Origin of the sequence: Vibrio sp. T11.5 (genome assembly GCF_027587155.1) — a bacterium.
GTDB classification, from domain to species: Bacteria; Pseudomonadota; Gammaproteobacteria; order Enterobacterales; family Vibrionaceae; genus Vibrio; species Vibrio neptunius.
Genome location: NZ_JAPPTP010000012.1, coordinates 53,728 through 70,338, shown reverse-complemented (window position 1 = coordinate 70,338; position 16,611 = coordinate 53,728). Strand labels below are relative to the sequence as shown.

Here is a 16,611-nt window from a genome sequence, read left to right as displayed (position 1 = left end):
CTTTAAACCCCTAGTTTCCATCCTAAAGTACGCATCACATCTGAGAACACCCCAGCCGCAGTCACTTCTGTACCCGCACCATAACCACGCAATACTAGTGGAATCGGCTGATAGTAGCGACTGTAGAAGGCCAATGCGTTCTCACCATCTTTTATCTTGAACATAGGATCATTTTCATCAACAGCAGCAATACTCACACGACATTGGCCATCATTGATTTCTCCAACATAACGTAGCACTTTACCATCTTCCGCAGCCTTGGCAGACAACTCTTGGAAGTATGTGTCTGCCTCAGGCAGTCGTGCCATAAATTCATCTACGCTTCCCGAATCATCAAAACCTGGCGGCAATGCTTGATCAACCAGTACGTCTTCCAGCTCTATATTCATGCCGGCTTCACGCGCTAGGATTAATAGCTTACGAGCAACGTCCATACCAGACAGGTCATCACGTGGGTCTGGTTCGGTAAAGCCATTATCTTTAGCAATATTGGTCGCCTGGCTTAGCGTCATACCTTCATCAAGCTTACCGAAGATGTAGGACAGCGAACCAGAAAGAATCCCGCTAAAGCGCTCAAGTTCGTCCCCTGCGGAGATAAGATTTTGCAGATTTTCGATCACTGGCAAACCAGCGCCAACTGTTGTTTCATACATCAACTTGCGACGAGAACTACGAGCAATATCGCGTAATTGATGGTAGTACGCCATGCTCGACGTATTGGCTTTTTTGTTTGGTGTAACAACGTGGAAGCCCGCGGCCAAGAAATCTGCGTATTGGTTAGCGATAGATTCTGAAGAAGTACAATCCACTAAAACTGGGTTGATAATGTGGTTGCGCTGAACCAGAGAAATCAACCGTGCAAGGCTAAACTCTTCAGTTGCGTCGTTTATTCGGTCACGCCAGTGCTCTAAAGGCAGACCTTCACTGTCAAGCAGTAACCCCTTGCTGTTCGCCAAACCACAAACTCTTAGAATGATGCCTTTTTCTGCCAATTTCGCTTGCTGACGCTGAATTTGATCCACCAGCTCGCCACCAACGCCGCCGACACCGACAACAAATACATCCAAGAAGTGTTTAGAGTTAAACAGGTTCTCATGACACGCTTTTATCGCTTCAGAAATCTTATCTTCAGGAATCACAGCAGAAATCGCGCGTTCAGAAGATCCTTGAGCGATGGCCACGATATTGACGTTCACTTCAGCTAGAGAAGAGAAGAATTGAGAAGCGACACCGCGCGAGGTACGCATACCATCACCAACCAGTGTCACAATGGCGACATCGTCCATAAACTCAACTGGCTCAAGAAGACCATCTTTGAGCTCCAACTCGAACGAGTCGCTGAGTGCTTGTTGAGCGATGGCTTTATCTTCTGCTTCAATACAGAAACTGATGCTGTACTCGGAAGAAGACTGAGTGATCAGCACAATAGAAACACCAGCTGAAGACATAGCGCCGAATACACGGCTCGCCATTCCGACCATACCTTTCATACCCGGACCAGAGACATTGACCATGGTCAGGTCACTAAGCGTCGTGATCCCTTTAATTGCTAGGTTATCCTCACCAGTATCTTGACCAATTAACGTCCCAGCCCCTTGAGGGTTGAAGCTGTTTTTAATTAAACAAGGAATATGGAACTGAGCGATAGGAGCAATGGTTTTAGGGTGAAGTACAGAAGCACCAAAGTAAGACAGCTCCATCGCTTCTTGATAGCTGAGTGATTTCAGTAGACGCGCATCATCAACCAAGCGTGGGTCACAGTTGTATACACCATCGACATCCGTCCAAATTTCACAGCAATCAGCACGCAAACAGGCTGCTAACACTGCTGCCGAGTAGTCAGAGCCGTTACGCCCGAGAGTGACAAGCTCTCCATCTTCGTTACCTGCGGTAAAACCTGGCATGATATTGACGTGGCCTTCAGGCAGAGGGGTTTGACGGAAATTCTGGGTAGAGACCTCAACGTCAACCATCGCCTCCAAGTGTTCACCGTTTGCGTAGAGGTATTTCACTGGATCTATCAGGCTAGCTGGTTGACCTTTTGCTTCCAATACCGCTTTCATAAGCTGAATGGATACCCGTTCACCCTTGCTAATGATACGTGCATTAACGTTGTCGGGACACATGCCCAGCAGGTTAATCCCATGTACAAACTGACGCAGTTGCGTCAACGAGGTTTTCACTTGGTTATCATAGCCTGAGCCATCAATAGTAGGCAGGACTTGCTTGATATCCTGATACAGATCGCGGAAAGAATCCTCCAACTCAGCGATTTGCAGCTCCGCCTCACCATTTTTCAACGCACCTTCAATCACGGCAACGAGTTTATTCGTTGTTTTTCCGGGCGCAGAGAGAACAACAGCGACCTCTTCTTGCTGAGCATTATTAGCAATAATATCTGCTGCTCGTAAAAAACGATCGGCATCTGCTAATGATGAGCCTCCAAACTTTAAAACACGCATCCCTTCCTCCAAATATCTGTAAATTAGTTATAAAAAAAGGCCTGTATCTTGTGGGATACAGGCCTTTTTTATGAATTTCTTTCGCTTAGCAGCCTGCCCCAACATGTGTGATGTCGGTAATAATAATGGTTGTGGTCATTACTAAGTGGCTGTGGTTTTGCATAGTTTAATGTTATTGCGATTGTGTGTTTGCTTACCCATACGTTTAACCTATTTATTCAGCATGAGTCAACGAAAAGTTTTATTTTTTTTTACACTTCGGTCCAATTGGCTTCTGTGAGCCAGTTCAATAAGTTATGTCACCAGAAAACAAAATGAGTCAGATTGCATATTGATGAGTTCTAGTTTTAGCTGAAAAAGATTCTCCCCGTGCTTTTGTTTTATGCTTTAATTGATCTTGCAGTGGATAGTTAACAATCAAGGAGTGGCAGAATGAAAATAATACTAAGCCTTTTGCTTACTCTTGCTGCGAGCTCGTCAATGGCTACAGAGCTTCCTGCTTTACCATCACAACAAAAAATATCTCCACATAAACTGTTCCTCTCTAGTGAGAGCGAACAACGCGACTTCGACACTTGGAAGATTGATGGCGGTTACTCTTATAACGTGTTTGATAATATCGACTTGTACGTAGGAGCCCGCATTAATCAAGGGAGTCATATCAACGAAAGTGGATTTTTAAGTGGTGTCAGCTATCAGATAACACCGAGGGTCTCAGTAAAAAGTACTCTGCATTCGTACAACGAAGGAAACACGGCAGAGGGGACGGATAAAGTCATAGCGGCAGAAGTCTCTAGTCGCATGAGATTGACAGAAAATCTCGATCTCCACGCCACTCTCGAACATCAAGAGTGGCAACAGGAGCTGGAAGTCGGCATCGGCTTTCGTTTCTAACTCCAGTCCAACAATTCTGTAGAGGTTAACACACCGTTCCAGTCGGCGTAGACGTAGTCCCCAGGCTGGATCATTTGGTTGTGTATCGTCAAAGTCACATTCGTGTCACCCGCCCCACGCTTTTCCGTTTTAAATGGGCTGGTTCCAAGCGCCTTGACTCCCAGTTCCATTTCCGCCATTGCAGCCGCATCACGAATAGCACCATAAACAATCACGCCCTCCCAGTTGTTATCAATCGCTAGGATCGCCAATTGATCACCAAGCAAGGCTTTTTGACAGGAACCGTGCCCGTCGACAATCAGCACCTTGCCTTTCCCGTCATTACTCAAGGTTTCCCTAACTTTAGAGTTGTCGTGGTAGCAGCGAACCGTAACAATTTCTCCCCAAAAGGCACTTCTTTTACCAAAAGTGTGTAAGGGTAAATCCAACGACGTTACTTTCTCTTCATGTTTATCACATATATCTGGTGTTATATCTTTCATTTTCCCTCCATGAATATGGCTTTAATTCCTTATTTGCATCGATACTTCCACTCACCTAAACCGACTTTCATTCCGTCAGCCAAACAAGAGAGCAAAAACAGCTCGTTACCATCAACATAGTAGATGGCGTTCTGCTGATATTTACGTCCTAGCAATAGTGCTTGTGACTCATCAATATCGACAGCGAAACTCTCTTCAGCCCAACCAAAACTTTCATCTCCGACTAGCACTTCAACAAAGTAAGTATGGCTAAATTCTTGAGCTAAGTGGCGATTATTTCCTTCATTTTGTTGCTTAGACTGCCACTGACTGGCGGGGTTCCACGCAGTGATAATGGCAAACCGATGACAGTTTGGCGAGTGAGTGAATTTGAAGTAAGGGTCTGAATATGCTTGCCAAATTTGTGCATCAATCATCATATAAACCACAGTTTTACATTTGTTTTAGACTATTAATATTTGTTACATTCGAACTCTTGATGTAAATCAACAAAGTGCATGGAATTAACATTCTGACGTTGTTAGCATGCTGTTAACATTATAGAATCCGCCTCAAAGACTAATAGAACAGTGAGGAAAAGGGACCTCAAGAAGCGAATTGGGACCACGGAAGGCGGGCAGTCAAAGAAACAATGTATTTTTACAGTCTTTGGTTTATTATCAACATCACATTACCTGTATGTTAGGTTTTTGCCTAGAATTTATTCTATTAGCACAGTTTTTTCACAAGTTTAGGTACCGCCAATGCAAACCCCGCACATTCTTATTGTTGAAGATGAGCAAGTAACTCGTAACACTCTAAAGAGTATTTTTGAAGCAGAGGGATACGCTGTTTTCGAGGCCAGTGACGGTGAAGAGATGCACCAGGTGCTGTCTGACAACCAAGTAAATCTGGTTATAATGGACATTAACCTGCCGGGCAAAAATGGCCTTCTGCTTGCGCGTGAGCTGCGCGAGCAAGCAAATGTGGCATTAATGTTTCTGACTGGTCGTGACAATGAAGTCGATAAGATCCTCGGACTTGAAATTGGTGCAGATGACTACATTACTAAGCCATTTAATCCTCGCGAGCTAACTATTCGTGCTCGCAATCTGCTGAATCGTTCCATGAGCTCCAGTGTGGTCACGGAAGAAAAACGCAGCGTTGAGAAATACGAATTCAACGGCTGGGTATTGGATATCAATAGCCGTTCACTGGTTAGTCCAGGAGGTGATGGCTACAAACTACCACGTTCTGAGTTCCGTGCTTTGCTTCACTTCTGTGAAAACCCAGGCAAGATCCAGACACGTGCCGACCTGCTTAAGAAGATGACAGGTCGTGAGCTGAAGCCACATGACCGCACGGTAGATGTCACTATCCGTCGTATCCGTAAGCACTTTGAATCAGTCTCAGGTACTCCGGAAATCATCGCGACGATTCACGGTGAAGGTTACCGATTCTGTGGTGATTTAGAAGAGTAACCACCAAGGTAAAGATAAAAAAATGGAGCCAGTAGGCTCCATTTTTTGTTTTATCAGCTATGGCTTAAATGGTATCAACTTATCAGCAAGCTGTGATTCAAGCAGAGCCTAATACCACTCTGCCGGATATTTCTTTAGCCTTTGCCACCTTTGATTGCATCAATGATCTCAGTCGTTGAACAGCCATCTTCAAAGTTAAGTACTTTCACTTCGCCACCATTAGCGATCACTTCTTTACCACCAGCAATTTCTTCAGGTTTATAGTCTCCGCCTTTTACTAGCAAGTCGGGTAACACTTCAGAGATCAAGCGCTGCGGCGTGTCTTCACTGAAAGGCACCACCCAATCAACCGCACCAAGACCTGCTAATACTGCCATGCGACGATCAGTAGGGTTTACAGGGCGACCTGGGCCTTTAAGGCGTTTTACTGATTCGTCGGTATTGACAGCAACAATCAAGCGATCACCCAGCTCAGCAGCGTGGTTTAGGTAAGAAACATGTCCGGCATGTAGAATATCGAAACAACCGTTGGTCATCACTACCTTCTCGCCTTTTGATTGTGCATTCTTCACAGCATCAATCAGCGCCTGTTCGGTGATAACACCAAAATCAGTGTCTTGGCTGCCATGGACCGCTTCCGCCAGCTCAATGGTCGATACTGTTGATGTACCTAACTTACCTACTACGACGCCTGCTGCTGCGTTTGCCAATGCACAAGCTTCATCAAGCGGTTTACCCGCAGCGACCGATGCAGCAAGGACAGAAATAACCGTATCGCCTGCACCTGTCACGTCATAGACTTCTTTAGCAAGAGTCGGTAAATGGAACGGCTCCTGACCACGACGTAGTAATGTCATACCATGTTCGCTGCGCGTCACGAGTAGTGCTTCAAAGTCGAACTCTTCAATTAGCGCTAAGCCTTTATCGACCAGTTCTTCTTCCGTTTTCACCTGACCAACCACATGCTCAAATTCTGCCATGTTTGGGGTCAGCAACGTCGCACCACGATAACGTTCAAAGTCCGCACCTTTAGGATCAATAAATACAGGCACTCTAGCAACTCGTGCTTTCTGAATGAACTGTTGAACATGTTCCAATGCACCTTTCGCATAGTCAGACAGAACAACCGACTTTACTTTTGGCAATGCCTGTTCCATACGGTCTAAAATCAGCTCGGCATCGGTGTTTTCAAATTTGTCTTCGAAGTCTAAGCGGATCAGCTGCTGACCACGGCTCAAAACGCGAAGTTTAGTAATGGTTGGATAGTTTGGCAGAGCCACAAAGTCACACTTTACTTTGAGTGCAGACAGCGTCTCATTGAGCACTTTGGCAGGCTCATCAATCCCAGTTAAACCTACGATATGCGCATGGCCGCCCAAAGAAGCAATGTTCATTGCTACGTTAGCTGCACCGCCTGGACGCTCTTCGTTATTTTCTACTTTTACTACAGGAACCGGAGCTTCTGGGGAGATGCGTCCAGTCGGGCCATACCAGTAACGATCAAGCATCACGTCACCGATGATCAATACACCAGAATCACTATAGTTCGGTAGGATTGGTTTCATTGTGGGTCTCCAAATTCTAATTCGGGCAAGAGTTTAACACAGGGGATAAGGACCCTAAACCTATTCTAGCCACTCCAGCCAAAGCGCTTTAACAAGCTCTCGCTCTTTGGTCAGCTTTTCTTCAGCTACATCCGCATCAAGATTGAGCAAATTGCGATGATGAATTTGATCACGCATCGTTGTGTATGCCTCAGTCAACGCCATTGCAGGGGCTTCATCCAGAATGCCTTGTGACATCATGGATTCAAAGATTCGGACGTTATCACTCCAACGAGTCAGTTTAGGCTTATCTTGGCTGTATCTTAAGACCAGATATTGGGCAAGAAATTCCACATCTGTGATACCTCCAGGGTCTTGCTTAAGCATAAAACGACCTAATTTTTTTCCACCCAGATGTTCACGCATTTTCACTCGCATTTCAGCCACATCCTTTTTGAGCTTTGATTCCTCTCGCGCCAAACTCAAAATATCATGCCTTGTTTGAGAAAATGCCTGTTGTAGAGGTTGATCACCGTAGATCATCCGTGCTCTGACTAACGCTTGGTGCTCCCATGTCCAGGCTTCATTATGCTGGTATTCATCAAATGCATCTGCCGGGCTCACTAATAAGCCTGAAGCTCCGGATGGGCGCAGACGAGTATCCGCTTCGTATAAGATGCCTGATGCCGTTCTCGTTGAGAATATATGGATGATACGCTGCGCCAAACGTAAGTAAAACTGACGACCATCAATCTCTTTTTTGCCATCAGTATAAGTATGAACAGGGCAATCATGCATAAAGACTATATCTAGGTCTGAGTTATAGCCCAATTCCCACCCGCCGACTTTGCCATAGCCAATCACAGCAAAACCTCGGCCATCTCTGTCTTTAATATGCGTTGGCTCACCATATTTCTCGACCATTTGCAGCCATGCTTGATTCACCACAGACTCCACAATCGCTTCAGCGAGGTAAGTTAGGTGATCACTGACTTTCATGACAGGCAGCACTCCTGCAATGTCTGCAGCAGCGATACGCAAAATACAGATCTGCTTAAACTGACGCAGTGCTTCCATCTGTTGCTCCATATCGTCTTCCGGAATACGAGCGAGGAAGTCACGCAGTTCAGTACGGTAGCTTTCCAATGGTACCGGATTGTATAACTGCTGAGGGTCAATCAACTCATCAAGCAAAATTGGGTAACGACCAAGTTGCTCCGAGATCATCGGGCTTGCGGTACACAAACGAACGAGCTGGACCAGCGCCGCTTGGTGTTCGTCTAGTAGCTCTAAATACGTGGTTCGAGTGGCAATCTTATGCAATAAATGCAAAACGCGCGGCAGGCCAAACTTGGCATCTTGATGGCTATAAATGGCCGAGAAGATCTTAGGCATCAGCTTGTTAAGCACTTCACGGCCACGCGGACCGAGAGTTTTCTTAGCCAAATCTTGCTTAAATTGGATAATGGTTTGCGCCATTTGCTGCGGATCATCGGCTTGAATATCATGCTCTAAGATATGAACAATGACGTCTTGTTTGGCTGCCATATCCCACAGCTCGGTAAAGTGCTTGGCAATATCTTGCTGATCTTCCTCTTCCTCACCGATCAAAGTGGCAAAAACAGCGTGAACATTGGCCATATGTTGTTGAACATCAGCAATAAGCTCTGGCCACTGGCTATAGCCCATCGCCACCGCTAACTGAAGCTGTTCAGTCTCCAATTCCGGCAAGGTCTGAGTTTGCTTGTCTGCCATCGCCTGCAACAAATTCTCAAGTCTACGCAAGAATTTATACGATAGCTTAAGCTGGCTGACTTCTTCACTGGTAAGCTGTTCTAACTCTTCAATCGCGTCGAGGGTCACCAACAACCCGCGTTGACGCAGATTCGGCTCACGGCCACCCCGAATCAACTGGAATACCTGTGCGATAAACTCAATTTCACGAATTCCGCCCGCACCGAGTTTAATATTGTTACTTAGCCCACGTCGACGAACTTCGCTGCTGATCATCGACTTCATACGTCTCAGAGATTGAATCGCGCTGAAGTCAATATAGCGGCGGAAAACGAACGGACGCAACATCTGACGCAGTTCTTGATACTGTGGGTACATTTCCCTACCCATCACTCGCGCTTTAATCATCGCGTAACGCTCCCAGTCACGTCCTTGCTCTTGATAATAATCCTCTAATGCAGCGTAGCTCATCACCAAAGGTCCGCTGTCACCGAAAGGACGCAAGCGCATGTCAACACGATAGCAGAAGCCATCAAAAGTCTGCTGGTCAAGGGCCTTAATGATCCTTTGACCTAAACGAGTAAAGAACTGAGCATTAGCCAGACTACGACGTGTTCCTTGAGTTTCACCGTTCTCGGGATAAGTAAAAATCAGATCGATGTCAGAGGAGAAGTTCAGTTCGCCGCCACCAAGTTTCCCCATACCAATGATCAGCATTGGCTGTGCCTCACCGGCTTCATTGCAAGGCGTCCCCCACAAATCACAGCACGCTTTGTATTGCCACTGGTAAGTTTCAAAGATCACCGCTTCTGCTAGTTGAGACAAATGCTCTAGACTCTGTTCAAGCGCCCAGCTACCAACAAAATCTTTCCACGCAATATAAGCCAGCTCGCGATTGCGAAACTGCCTTAAGACTCTATGGCCTTGCATTTCATCACTACACTCTGCCAGTAAACCTGCTAGACGCTGTCGATATGTTTCGTGTCGAGATTCTACCTCCAACATCTCTGGCAAATGTTGATGCAAATACTCATCTTGCTGAACAGTATCGACAATAAACTGGCTCAATCCGGCCACATAACTGAGTTCCTTGCGGCGACACTCAGGCCATTCCTGAATGGCCTGATATTGCAGTAGGGACTCTAAAGCAATCTGAGAAACAGAAGCAAGACTCGCGGGCAGTTGCATGGCTCTTCCTTGGGTCAATAAATTCGTTGATAGGGATTTATACCAATAAAAAACGCCCACTAACAACGAGTGGGCGCTTATTCGTACTATTATGGTGCTCAGACTTTAAAGGATGTGATCTTGGCATCCAGAGCTTCGGCATTCTTCTGCATGATCTCTGATGTTTCAAGCAGCTCAGATACCACGGTCACCGACGCCTCGACTAACTCACGGACGTTCGTCAGGTTCTGATTCATCTCTCCAGCAACACTGCTTTGCTGACCTGCTGCTGTCGCAATCTGGAAATTCATATCATTGATTTGCTTCACTTGCACCACGATTCCATCCAATTCACTCCCAGCATTGGTGACTAACTCCACACCTTCGGCAGCTTCAACCACACTTTGCTCCATAAGCTCAACTGCTGAGGTGGCGCTGGATTGTAACTGGGTGATCATATCCTGAATTTCTACCGTCGCATTCTGAGTACGCTGCGCCAAACTGCGAACTTCATCCGCAACGACGGCAAATCCACGACCAGCTTCACCAGCGCGAGCAGCCTCAATCGCTGCATTCAAGGCTAACAAGTTCGTTTGTTCAGAAATACTTTGAATCGTTCCGACGACACTGCCTATCGACTCCACACTCTCTTCGACCTGATTCACTGCTTGTGCAGAAGCGGAAATATCTTTCGATAGCTGGCTGATCTTATGAACAGTTCCCTGAACAAAACGCTGGCCGCTTTCTGCCTGACCAGAAGCATTTTCTGTTAAAGAAGATGCGCTCTGAGCGTGATCAGCCACGGTTTGTACAGTAGATGACATTTCGCTCATTGCCGTCGCTAGTTGGTCGATCTCATGAAACTCTTCTTGTGCTGACTCTTTTGTTTCCGACATGCTCAATGTCATAACTTCTGTCAGACCTGCTAATTCCTGTGACGCATCAATTTGTAGCTTGATCATTTCCTGCAACTGCACTCTCGTCTTTTCCAATTCACGAGCTACATCGCCATATTCATCCTTACAATCCATCTCAATAGCTACCGATAAGTTGCGTTCCGCCATTAACTTGATCGAATCACTCAGATATTGTGTTTGACGCAGCATGATACGTGCAGCAAAAAGAAGTAGAACGACAAATACTATGATCATGATCGCTGTCTGCCATGCAACTTGCACCATGTATGCCTCATAGTGCTTCTGAGCAACCTGAGCATTTTGAGTAGCCGCGAGCAGAGCGTTATAGAAGGTACTTGCATCCCATAATTGTTTGGCGATGATCAAAATGGTACTGAACACCATCAAGAGCACCATTTTGGGAACGAGGCGAATATCCGTTATCACGCGCTCCCATGGCTTAAATGCCATCTTGGTCATTGTTAGTTCTCCGCTAAGTCTTATATATTTGTTGTTATTCCTGATAGCAGTCAGGACGATGTAAACTTCCGCTCGTTACTATCGGTAGATAGCGAATATGTATTTATTTAGAGCCTCGTATGAATAGAAATGATATCAAATCTGATACAAAACCAATGAGCTTGCTGTCACTAATTCTGTCATTTATGGCGCTGTTTGTGATATCTGGTTTGCTGTTCTTCCCACTTAGTGCTCAAACACGCCAAGTCTTTATCGGCTTAGACTTTATTATCTGTAGTGTCTTTCTTCTCCAGTTGAGCATAGACTTGATCCGCTCAACAGATCGTATGCAATTTATGAAACGACACTGGATCGACTTCCTTGCCAGTATCCCAATGGTCGAGCCATTGCGCTTTGCTCGCCTATTCCATATCTTGCGCGTGATTCTGGTCATTCGCTCCAGTAATTTCCTCATCAAACAGCTGTTAGTAAATCGTCGTGAAACCACTCTAGCTTCTATTTTGCTGCTGATGGTAGTCTTACTCACTCTAGGCTCAAGCATGATGTTGTTTGTGGAGGGCAAATCTCCAGATGCCAATATCCAAACTGGAGGAGACGCCATGTGGTGGGCACTGGTGACCATCTCAACAGTAGGCTACGGTGATCACTTCCCTGTCACTGATGCAGGAAAGATCCTCGCCTCTGGGCTTATCATTTGTGGCGTGGGCATTTTTGGTATGATTTCAGGTTTAATCACCTCATTGCTCACCTCACCAACAGAGGTTCAAGCTAAGCGTTCCGAGAACAAAGAACGTCTACTTCTAGAATTGGTTGCAAAACAGGACGAAATCCTAAAGAGGCTCGATAGGCTGGAACAGCAAAATCAACAAAAACGGGAGCCCTAAGGCTCCCGCTCCAATAGTCATAAATGGATTAATCTTGCCAGTATGGTTCTGCTTCAATGCAGATCACACGAGTCTGTTCCATGGCATGAAGAATAGAACCTTCCTGACGGGACAACCAACGCTGGAGCTGCTCTTTCTCGTCTCCTTCGAGCTTATCGACCATATTGCCTAGTGTGCGAAGCTTAATCAGATCATCAATACCATGAAGTAAATCACTCCATGGTACGCGAAAGTTGTTGCGCTCTTCGAAATCAAACAGGCTAGCAAAGCTCACACCAGTATATAGGTTTCGTCTCAAACGATATTGCTGATCGATGTAATCCTGACTATCTAACGACCGTTCAGGTGGGAAAGCTTCCATTAATTCGGCCCAAGTACGGTCAAGTTGCTTAATAGAGAAAGGTTCAATCGTCAGCGCCATCTTATCACGCGCCTTATCATCAAGAAATGGCTGCCAACCACGTGTTAAAATCCAACGGCTTAAGTCAAGTAGAAGAGCGGTATATCTGGCGGAATTGAGAAGCGTCAGTATCTCAGCGCGATCCGGCAACGCTTCCTGGACGACTTTGAGCTCAGCAACCAAAAACTTACGCGCATCAAGTTTACGCAACGCATGGCCCTTATCATCTAGGAGTGCTTCAAGGTAATCATAATCATTCAACCACTCTAAGCCCTGTTCGAGCCACTTGAGTTCCTGACGAACCAACGCGCTCGCTCGACGTGGCACCACACTACCATATACTGTAAGAACCTGGCGGATAAAACTGATGGCATTCCTAATTTCATGCAAAGCATCAATAGATTCTCGCTCAGCATAAATTTGCTCATGATAATGCCAATGAGAAAGTCCATGTTCTAAAGAATTAACAAAGCAAGACTCGACACTGTCATGCTTGTCTGTACTCACCAAGGCAATAGGTTTAACGTCATCTCCAGTATAGCCACTCGCAAGACGATAACCTTTTGCTGCTTTGCTAAGGTTACCTAATCGCATCCCGCCTTCTTCAGAAAAACAACGCGCTAATGTAAACAATGCATCAGTTTGACCGGACTTTAGTTCCAGCTCCACTTCGCAAATAGGGTCTTCTCTGTCACCAGATTCGACTTTGCCTTGATCAAACGCTACTTCAATCTGGCTACCATCAGGCATCGCAATCAACCACTGTTCCCGTGTGAAGTTAGTCGAAAAAAGCGGAACAAGTTCCGACTGGAGCGTTTCAGTATCTTTACCTATCGGCCAGATATCAGAAGGATGGAGAGAAAGAAGCGGATTATTGCTGTGATGTTCAGCATTAAACTCAGGTCGTTGGTGTAATCCTGCTACCACACGTCCGGAAGTCTTGACCGTCTGGACATACACATCGTCAAAACGACGGATTCTCAAACCAATGTCATGCTGACGTAACCAATTGTCGGGAGTATCGAAGTAGGTATTCCCTAACTCACGACAGCTATGCTGAAGTACTTTCTCTTGAGCAATCTTTTTTCGTAAAGTATTTGAAAAATCAGGAGAAACAAAAAACTTCAGTTCTATCTCGGTTTCCATAGTTATACCTTTTAAAGCAGATACAAACAGGATATTGCCAATTTTCGTACTGGGCAAGAAAGAAATATCACAGCAATGATGATCTAAAACAGTTTTAATGATGGATTTAATGCGTTACCATGCGCGCCTTTATAGCCATCGTTCAACATTTCACCATGAATGGTGTATGTTATTTTTAGGTTATATTAATTAGGTTGACTGACCATGCCAGTAAATACAATTATGGGGTTATTTGCAAAGTCCCCTATTAAGCCTTTGCAGCGCCACGTAGTGTGTGTCAACGAATGTTGTTCTCACCTAGTTAACTTTTTTGAAGTAAGTTCAAAGGGTGACTGGGAGAAAGCTTCAGAAATTCGTGCACAGATTTCTCATCTTGAGAAAGAAGCTGACGTACTTAAGCGCGAAATTCGCCTTAAACTTCCTCGCGGTTTGTTTATGCCAGTAGATCGTAGCGACATGCTTGAACTACTGACTCAGCAAGACAAACTGGCAAACCTCGCAAAAGATATTGCTGGCCGTGTCTACGGTCGTCAATTGACTATCCCAGAGCCTCTCCAAGAAAACTTCATTGCGTATGTTAAACGTTGTCTCGACGCAGCAAATCAGGCGCAAAAAGTCATCAATGAGCTCGATGAGTTATTGGAAACTGGATTTAAAGGCCGTGAAGTGACACTTGTGGCTGAAATGATCCATCAACTGGATGTGATTGAGGACGATACAGACGCGATGCAGATTCAGCTTCGTCAACAACTGATGGCGGTTGAAAACGATCTGAATCCGATCGATGTCATGTTCCTCTATAAGATTCTTGAATGGGTAGGTGGCATAGCTGATCAGGCGCAACGTGTTGGTGCGCGTCTTGAGCTAATGTTGTCTCGCTCATAAATAAATAAGTTAACCAAATAACGAAGAGCATCTTAATAGCACTCCCCTTATAAGCGTAAAAAAACGAAACGCTGAAGGGGTTCTGTCGTGCCTAATTTGCTCCGCTTGTTATCAACAACTAGGTATTACGATGGATATCCTTGCGAACTACGGCACTGTCCTGATTATTATTGCAGCAGTTTTTGGCTTTATGATGGCGATTGGTATTGGCGCGAATGATGTAGCCAATGCGATGGGTACATCAGTGGGTTCTAAAGCACTGACTGTAAAACAAGCGATCATTATCGCGATGATTTTTGAATTTGCAGGGGCATACCTTGCAGGCGGTGAGGTCACTGACACCATCCGTAAAGGCGTCATCGAAACGTCACTCTTTGCCAGTCAACCGGACGTACTTGTCTTCGGCATGATGTCAGCACTACTTGCAGCTGGTACTTGGCTTCTTCTCGCTTCTTATATGGGCTGGCCCGTTTCGACCACTCACTCAATCATTGGTGCCATCATTGGTTTCGCCTGTGTCTCTGTAGGTACAGAAGCGGTTGATTGGGGATCAGTCAAAGGCATAGTCGGTAGCTGGATTATTACTCCGGTCATCTCAGGTTTCTTTGCCTATGTAATTTTCGTTAGCGCCCAGCGTCTCATTTTTGATACCGAAAAGCCTCTCTTCAACGCGAAACGGTTTGTACCTGTCTACATGTTCATTACTACGATGGTGATTGCACTGGTTACCATCAAGAAAGGCCTAAAGCATGTTGGCCTCCACCTTACTGATGGTGAAGCCTGGGTATGGGCGGCGGCAGTATCTGCCTTAGTCATGGCTGGAGGCTACTTCTACATTCAGAAGAAGTTCTCAAGCCGAGAAGACGATCACGGCTTTGCAGGCGTAGAAGGCATCTTCAGCGTGCTTATGGTTATCACTGCGTGTGCGATGGCATTCGCTCACGGTTCAAACGACGTTGCTAACGCTATCGGTCCTTTGTCTGCGGTAGTTTCTACAATTGAGCACATGGGTGAAATCACAACTAAGAGCGCTATCGCTTGGTGGATTCTACCTCTTGGTGGTTTGGGTATTGTTGTCGGTCTGGCAACGCTTGGTCACAAAGTCATGGCAACAGTTGGTACTGGTATAACTGAACTAACACCGAGCCGTGGCTTTGCCGCTCAGCTAGCAACAGCATGTACCGTTGTACTGGCCTCTGGTACTGGATTACCAATATCTACCACTCAAACGCTAGTTGGTGCGGTTCTGGGTGTCGGCTTTGCTCGCGGAATTGCTGCCCTCAACCTAGGTGTAGTACGTAACATCGTTGCATCATGGATTGTAACTTTGCCAGCTGGTGCACTCTTAGCGGTTGTGTTCTTCTACGCAATTCAAGCTATGTTCATCTGATAAGCAAGTCAATGACATGTTAACTCACTGTCATTATTGACTCAAATCCACAGAAAGGGAGGCTTAGCCTCCCTTCTTTGTTGCAGTGACTGGGGAAACTACTTACTATTTGGCATTAGCAAGTTATAGACACAAGACTGTTAAAGGATTTACCGTGAAAAAACTGGTTTGCTTCGTTCTAGCATCAATGCTCGCTGTTCCAGCAGCAATGGCTCAAGATCGATACATTTCTGATAAGCTATTTACCTACATGCACTCTGGTCCTAGCAACCAATTCCGCATCATCGGCAGTGTCGATGCTGGTGACAAAGTGAAGCAACTTTCAACCAACCGCGATACTGGCTACACCCAGATTGAAGATGCCAAAGGTCGCAAGGGCTGGATAGAGAGCCGTTTCGTCACAAGACAAGAAAGTATGGCGCTTCGTCTGCCTAAACTAGAAAAAGAACTGGCCGATGTTAAGGGCAAACTTGCGAATGCACGCTCTAGCGCGGACCAGGAAAAAGCAGGGTTGGCAGATTCACTGGAAAACCGCAATCGTCAAATTGCTGATCTCGAGAAGAGCTACGGTGAAATCAGTCAACAACTGACGGCTTCGCAGGAAGAAGTCCGTAACCTACGTGCCAAACTGGACACTCAGAAAGATGATTTACTACTGAAGTACTTTATGTACGGCGGTGGAGTAGCGGGTATTGGATTGCTGTTTGGTCTGATCTTGCCACACATTATTCCACGTAGAAAACGCTCTCCATCGGGCTGGGCCTAAATACAGAATATAAAAAAGGTC

General features: G+C 45.7%; 14 protein-coding genes and 1 other annotated feature. Of the genes, 6 read left to right on the top strand and 8 right to left on the bottom strand.

Annotated elements, in window-relative coordinates:
• Positions 1-2: 2 nt before the first annotated feature.
• Positions 3-2,462: a bifunctional aspartate kinase/homoserine dehydrogenase I gene (gene thrA, locus OH455_RS13575; RefSeq protein WP_269981770.1), complete on the bottom strand. Its 2,460-nt coding sequence runs from the start codon at positions 2,460-2,462 to the stop codon at positions 3-5.
• Positions 2,463-2,492: 30 nt separating this feature from the next.
• Positions 2,493-2,612 (bottom strand) — a sequence feature (Thr leader region).
• Entirely contained in the window at positions 2,548-2,625 is a 78-nt protein-coding gene (gene thrL, locus OH455_RS23430; protein WP_080555901.1) for a thr operon leader peptide, read from the bottom strand. It overlaps the preceding feature by 65 nt.
• A gap of 269 nt (positions 2,626-2,894) precedes the next feature.
• On the opposite strand from thrL, the gene OH455_RS13570 reads away from it, so the two are divergent.
• Positions 2,895-3,356, top strand: coding sequence for a hypothetical protein (locus OH455_RS13570; protein WP_269981769.1), 462 nt, complete (start codon positions 2,895-2,897; stop codon positions 3,354-3,356).
• Here OH455_RS13570 and OH455_RS13565 read toward each other — a convergent pair.
• On the bottom strand, positions 3,353-3,838 hold the full coding sequence (locus OH455_RS13565) for a putative 4-hydroxy-4-methyl-2-oxoglutarate aldolase (RefSeq protein ID WP_045975378.1): 486 nt from the start codon (positions 3,836-3,838) through the stop codon (positions 3,353-3,355). The two genes, OH455_RS13570 and OH455_RS13565, sit on opposite strands and share 4 nt — an antisense overlap.
• A gap of 29 nt (positions 3,839-3,867) precedes the next feature.
• The gene (locus OH455_RS13560; protein ID WP_269981768.1) at positions 3,868-4,257 is read right to left on the bottom strand and encodes a DUF3293 domain-containing protein; all 390 of its coding nucleotides are present in this window, start codon (positions 4,255-4,257) and stop codon (positions 3,868-3,870) included.
• 324 nt (positions 4,258-4,581) lie between these two features.
• Between OH455_RS13560 and arcA the strand changes: the two genes are divergently transcribed.
• The gene (gene arcA, locus OH455_RS13555; RefSeq protein ID WP_045975380.1) at positions 4,582-5,298 is read left to right on the top strand and encodes a two-component system response regulator ArcA; all 717 of its coding nucleotides are present in this window, start codon (positions 4,582-4,584) and stop codon (positions 5,296-5,298) included.
• A gap of 134 nt (positions 5,299-5,432) precedes the next feature.
• Here arcA and hldE read toward each other — a convergent pair whose 3' ends face one another.
• The 3 genes from hldE to OH455_RS13540 form a co-directional block, all read right to left on the bottom strand.
• Positions 5,433-6,863, bottom strand: coding sequence for a bifunctional D-glycero-beta-D-manno-heptose-7-phosphate kinase/D-glycero-beta-D-manno-heptose 1-phosphate adenylyltransferase HldE (gene hldE, locus OH455_RS13550; protein WP_269981767.1), 1,431 nt, complete (start codon positions 6,861-6,863; stop codon positions 5,433-5,435).
• 60 nt (positions 6,864-6,923) lie between these two features.
• Complete coding sequence (gene glnE / locus OH455_RS13545; protein WP_269981766.1) at positions 6,924-9,764, bottom strand: bifunctional [glutamate--ammonia ligase]-adenylyl-L-tyrosine phosphorylase/[glutamate--ammonia-ligase] adenylyltransferase; 2,841 nt, start codon at positions 9,762-9,764, stop codon at positions 6,924-6,926.
• A gap of 98 nt (positions 9,765-9,862) precedes the next feature.
• Positions 9,863-11,119 (bottom strand): methyl-accepting chemotaxis protein, encoded by a 1,257-nt coding sequence (locus OH455_RS13540; RefSeq protein WP_269981765.1) that lies wholly within the window; start codon positions 11,117-11,119, stop codon positions 9,863-9,865.
• Positions 11,120-11,238: 119 nt separating this feature from the next.
• Here OH455_RS13540 and OH455_RS13535 point away from each other — a divergent pair, with 119 nt between their 5' ends.
• The gene (locus tag OH455_RS13535) at positions 11,239-12,003 is read left to right on the top strand and encodes a potassium channel family protein (protein WP_269981764.1); all 765 of its coding nucleotides are present in this window, start codon (positions 11,239-11,241) and stop codon (positions 12,001-12,003) included.
• A gap of 28 nt (positions 12,004-12,031) precedes the next feature.
• On the opposite strand, the gene OH455_RS13530 is transcribed toward OH455_RS13535, so the two are convergent.
• Complete coding sequence (locus OH455_RS13530; RefSeq protein WP_269981763.1) at positions 12,032-13,549, bottom strand: CYTH and CHAD domain-containing protein; 1,518 nt, start codon at positions 13,547-13,549, stop codon at positions 12,032-12,034.
• A gap of 204 nt (positions 13,550-13,753) precedes the next feature.
• Here OH455_RS13530 and OH455_RS13525 point away from each other — a divergent pair, with 204 nt between their 5' ends.
• The 3 genes from OH455_RS13525 (at position 13,754) to OH455_RS13515 (ending at position 16,590) form a co-directional block, all read left to right on the top strand.
• Positions 13,754-14,434: a TIGR00153 family protein gene (locus OH455_RS13525; RefSeq protein ID WP_029236343.1), complete on the top strand. Its 681-nt coding sequence runs from the start codon at positions 13,754-13,756 to the stop codon at positions 14,432-14,434.
• Positions 14,435-14,564: 130 nt separating this feature from the next.
• The gene (locus OH455_RS13520) at positions 14,565-15,824 is read left to right on the top strand and encodes an inorganic phosphate transporter (protein ID WP_045975386.1); all 1,260 of its coding nucleotides are present in this window, start codon (positions 14,565-14,567) and stop codon (positions 15,822-15,824) included.
• A 154-nt stretch (positions 15,825-15,978) separates the two neighbouring features.
• The gene (locus OH455_RS13515; RefSeq protein WP_269981762.1) at positions 15,979-16,590 is read left to right on the top strand and encodes a TIGR04211 family SH3 domain-containing protein; all 612 of its coding nucleotides are present in this window, start codon (positions 15,979-15,981) and stop codon (positions 16,588-16,590) included.
• The last annotated feature ends 21 nt before the right edge of the window (positions 16,591-16,611 follow it).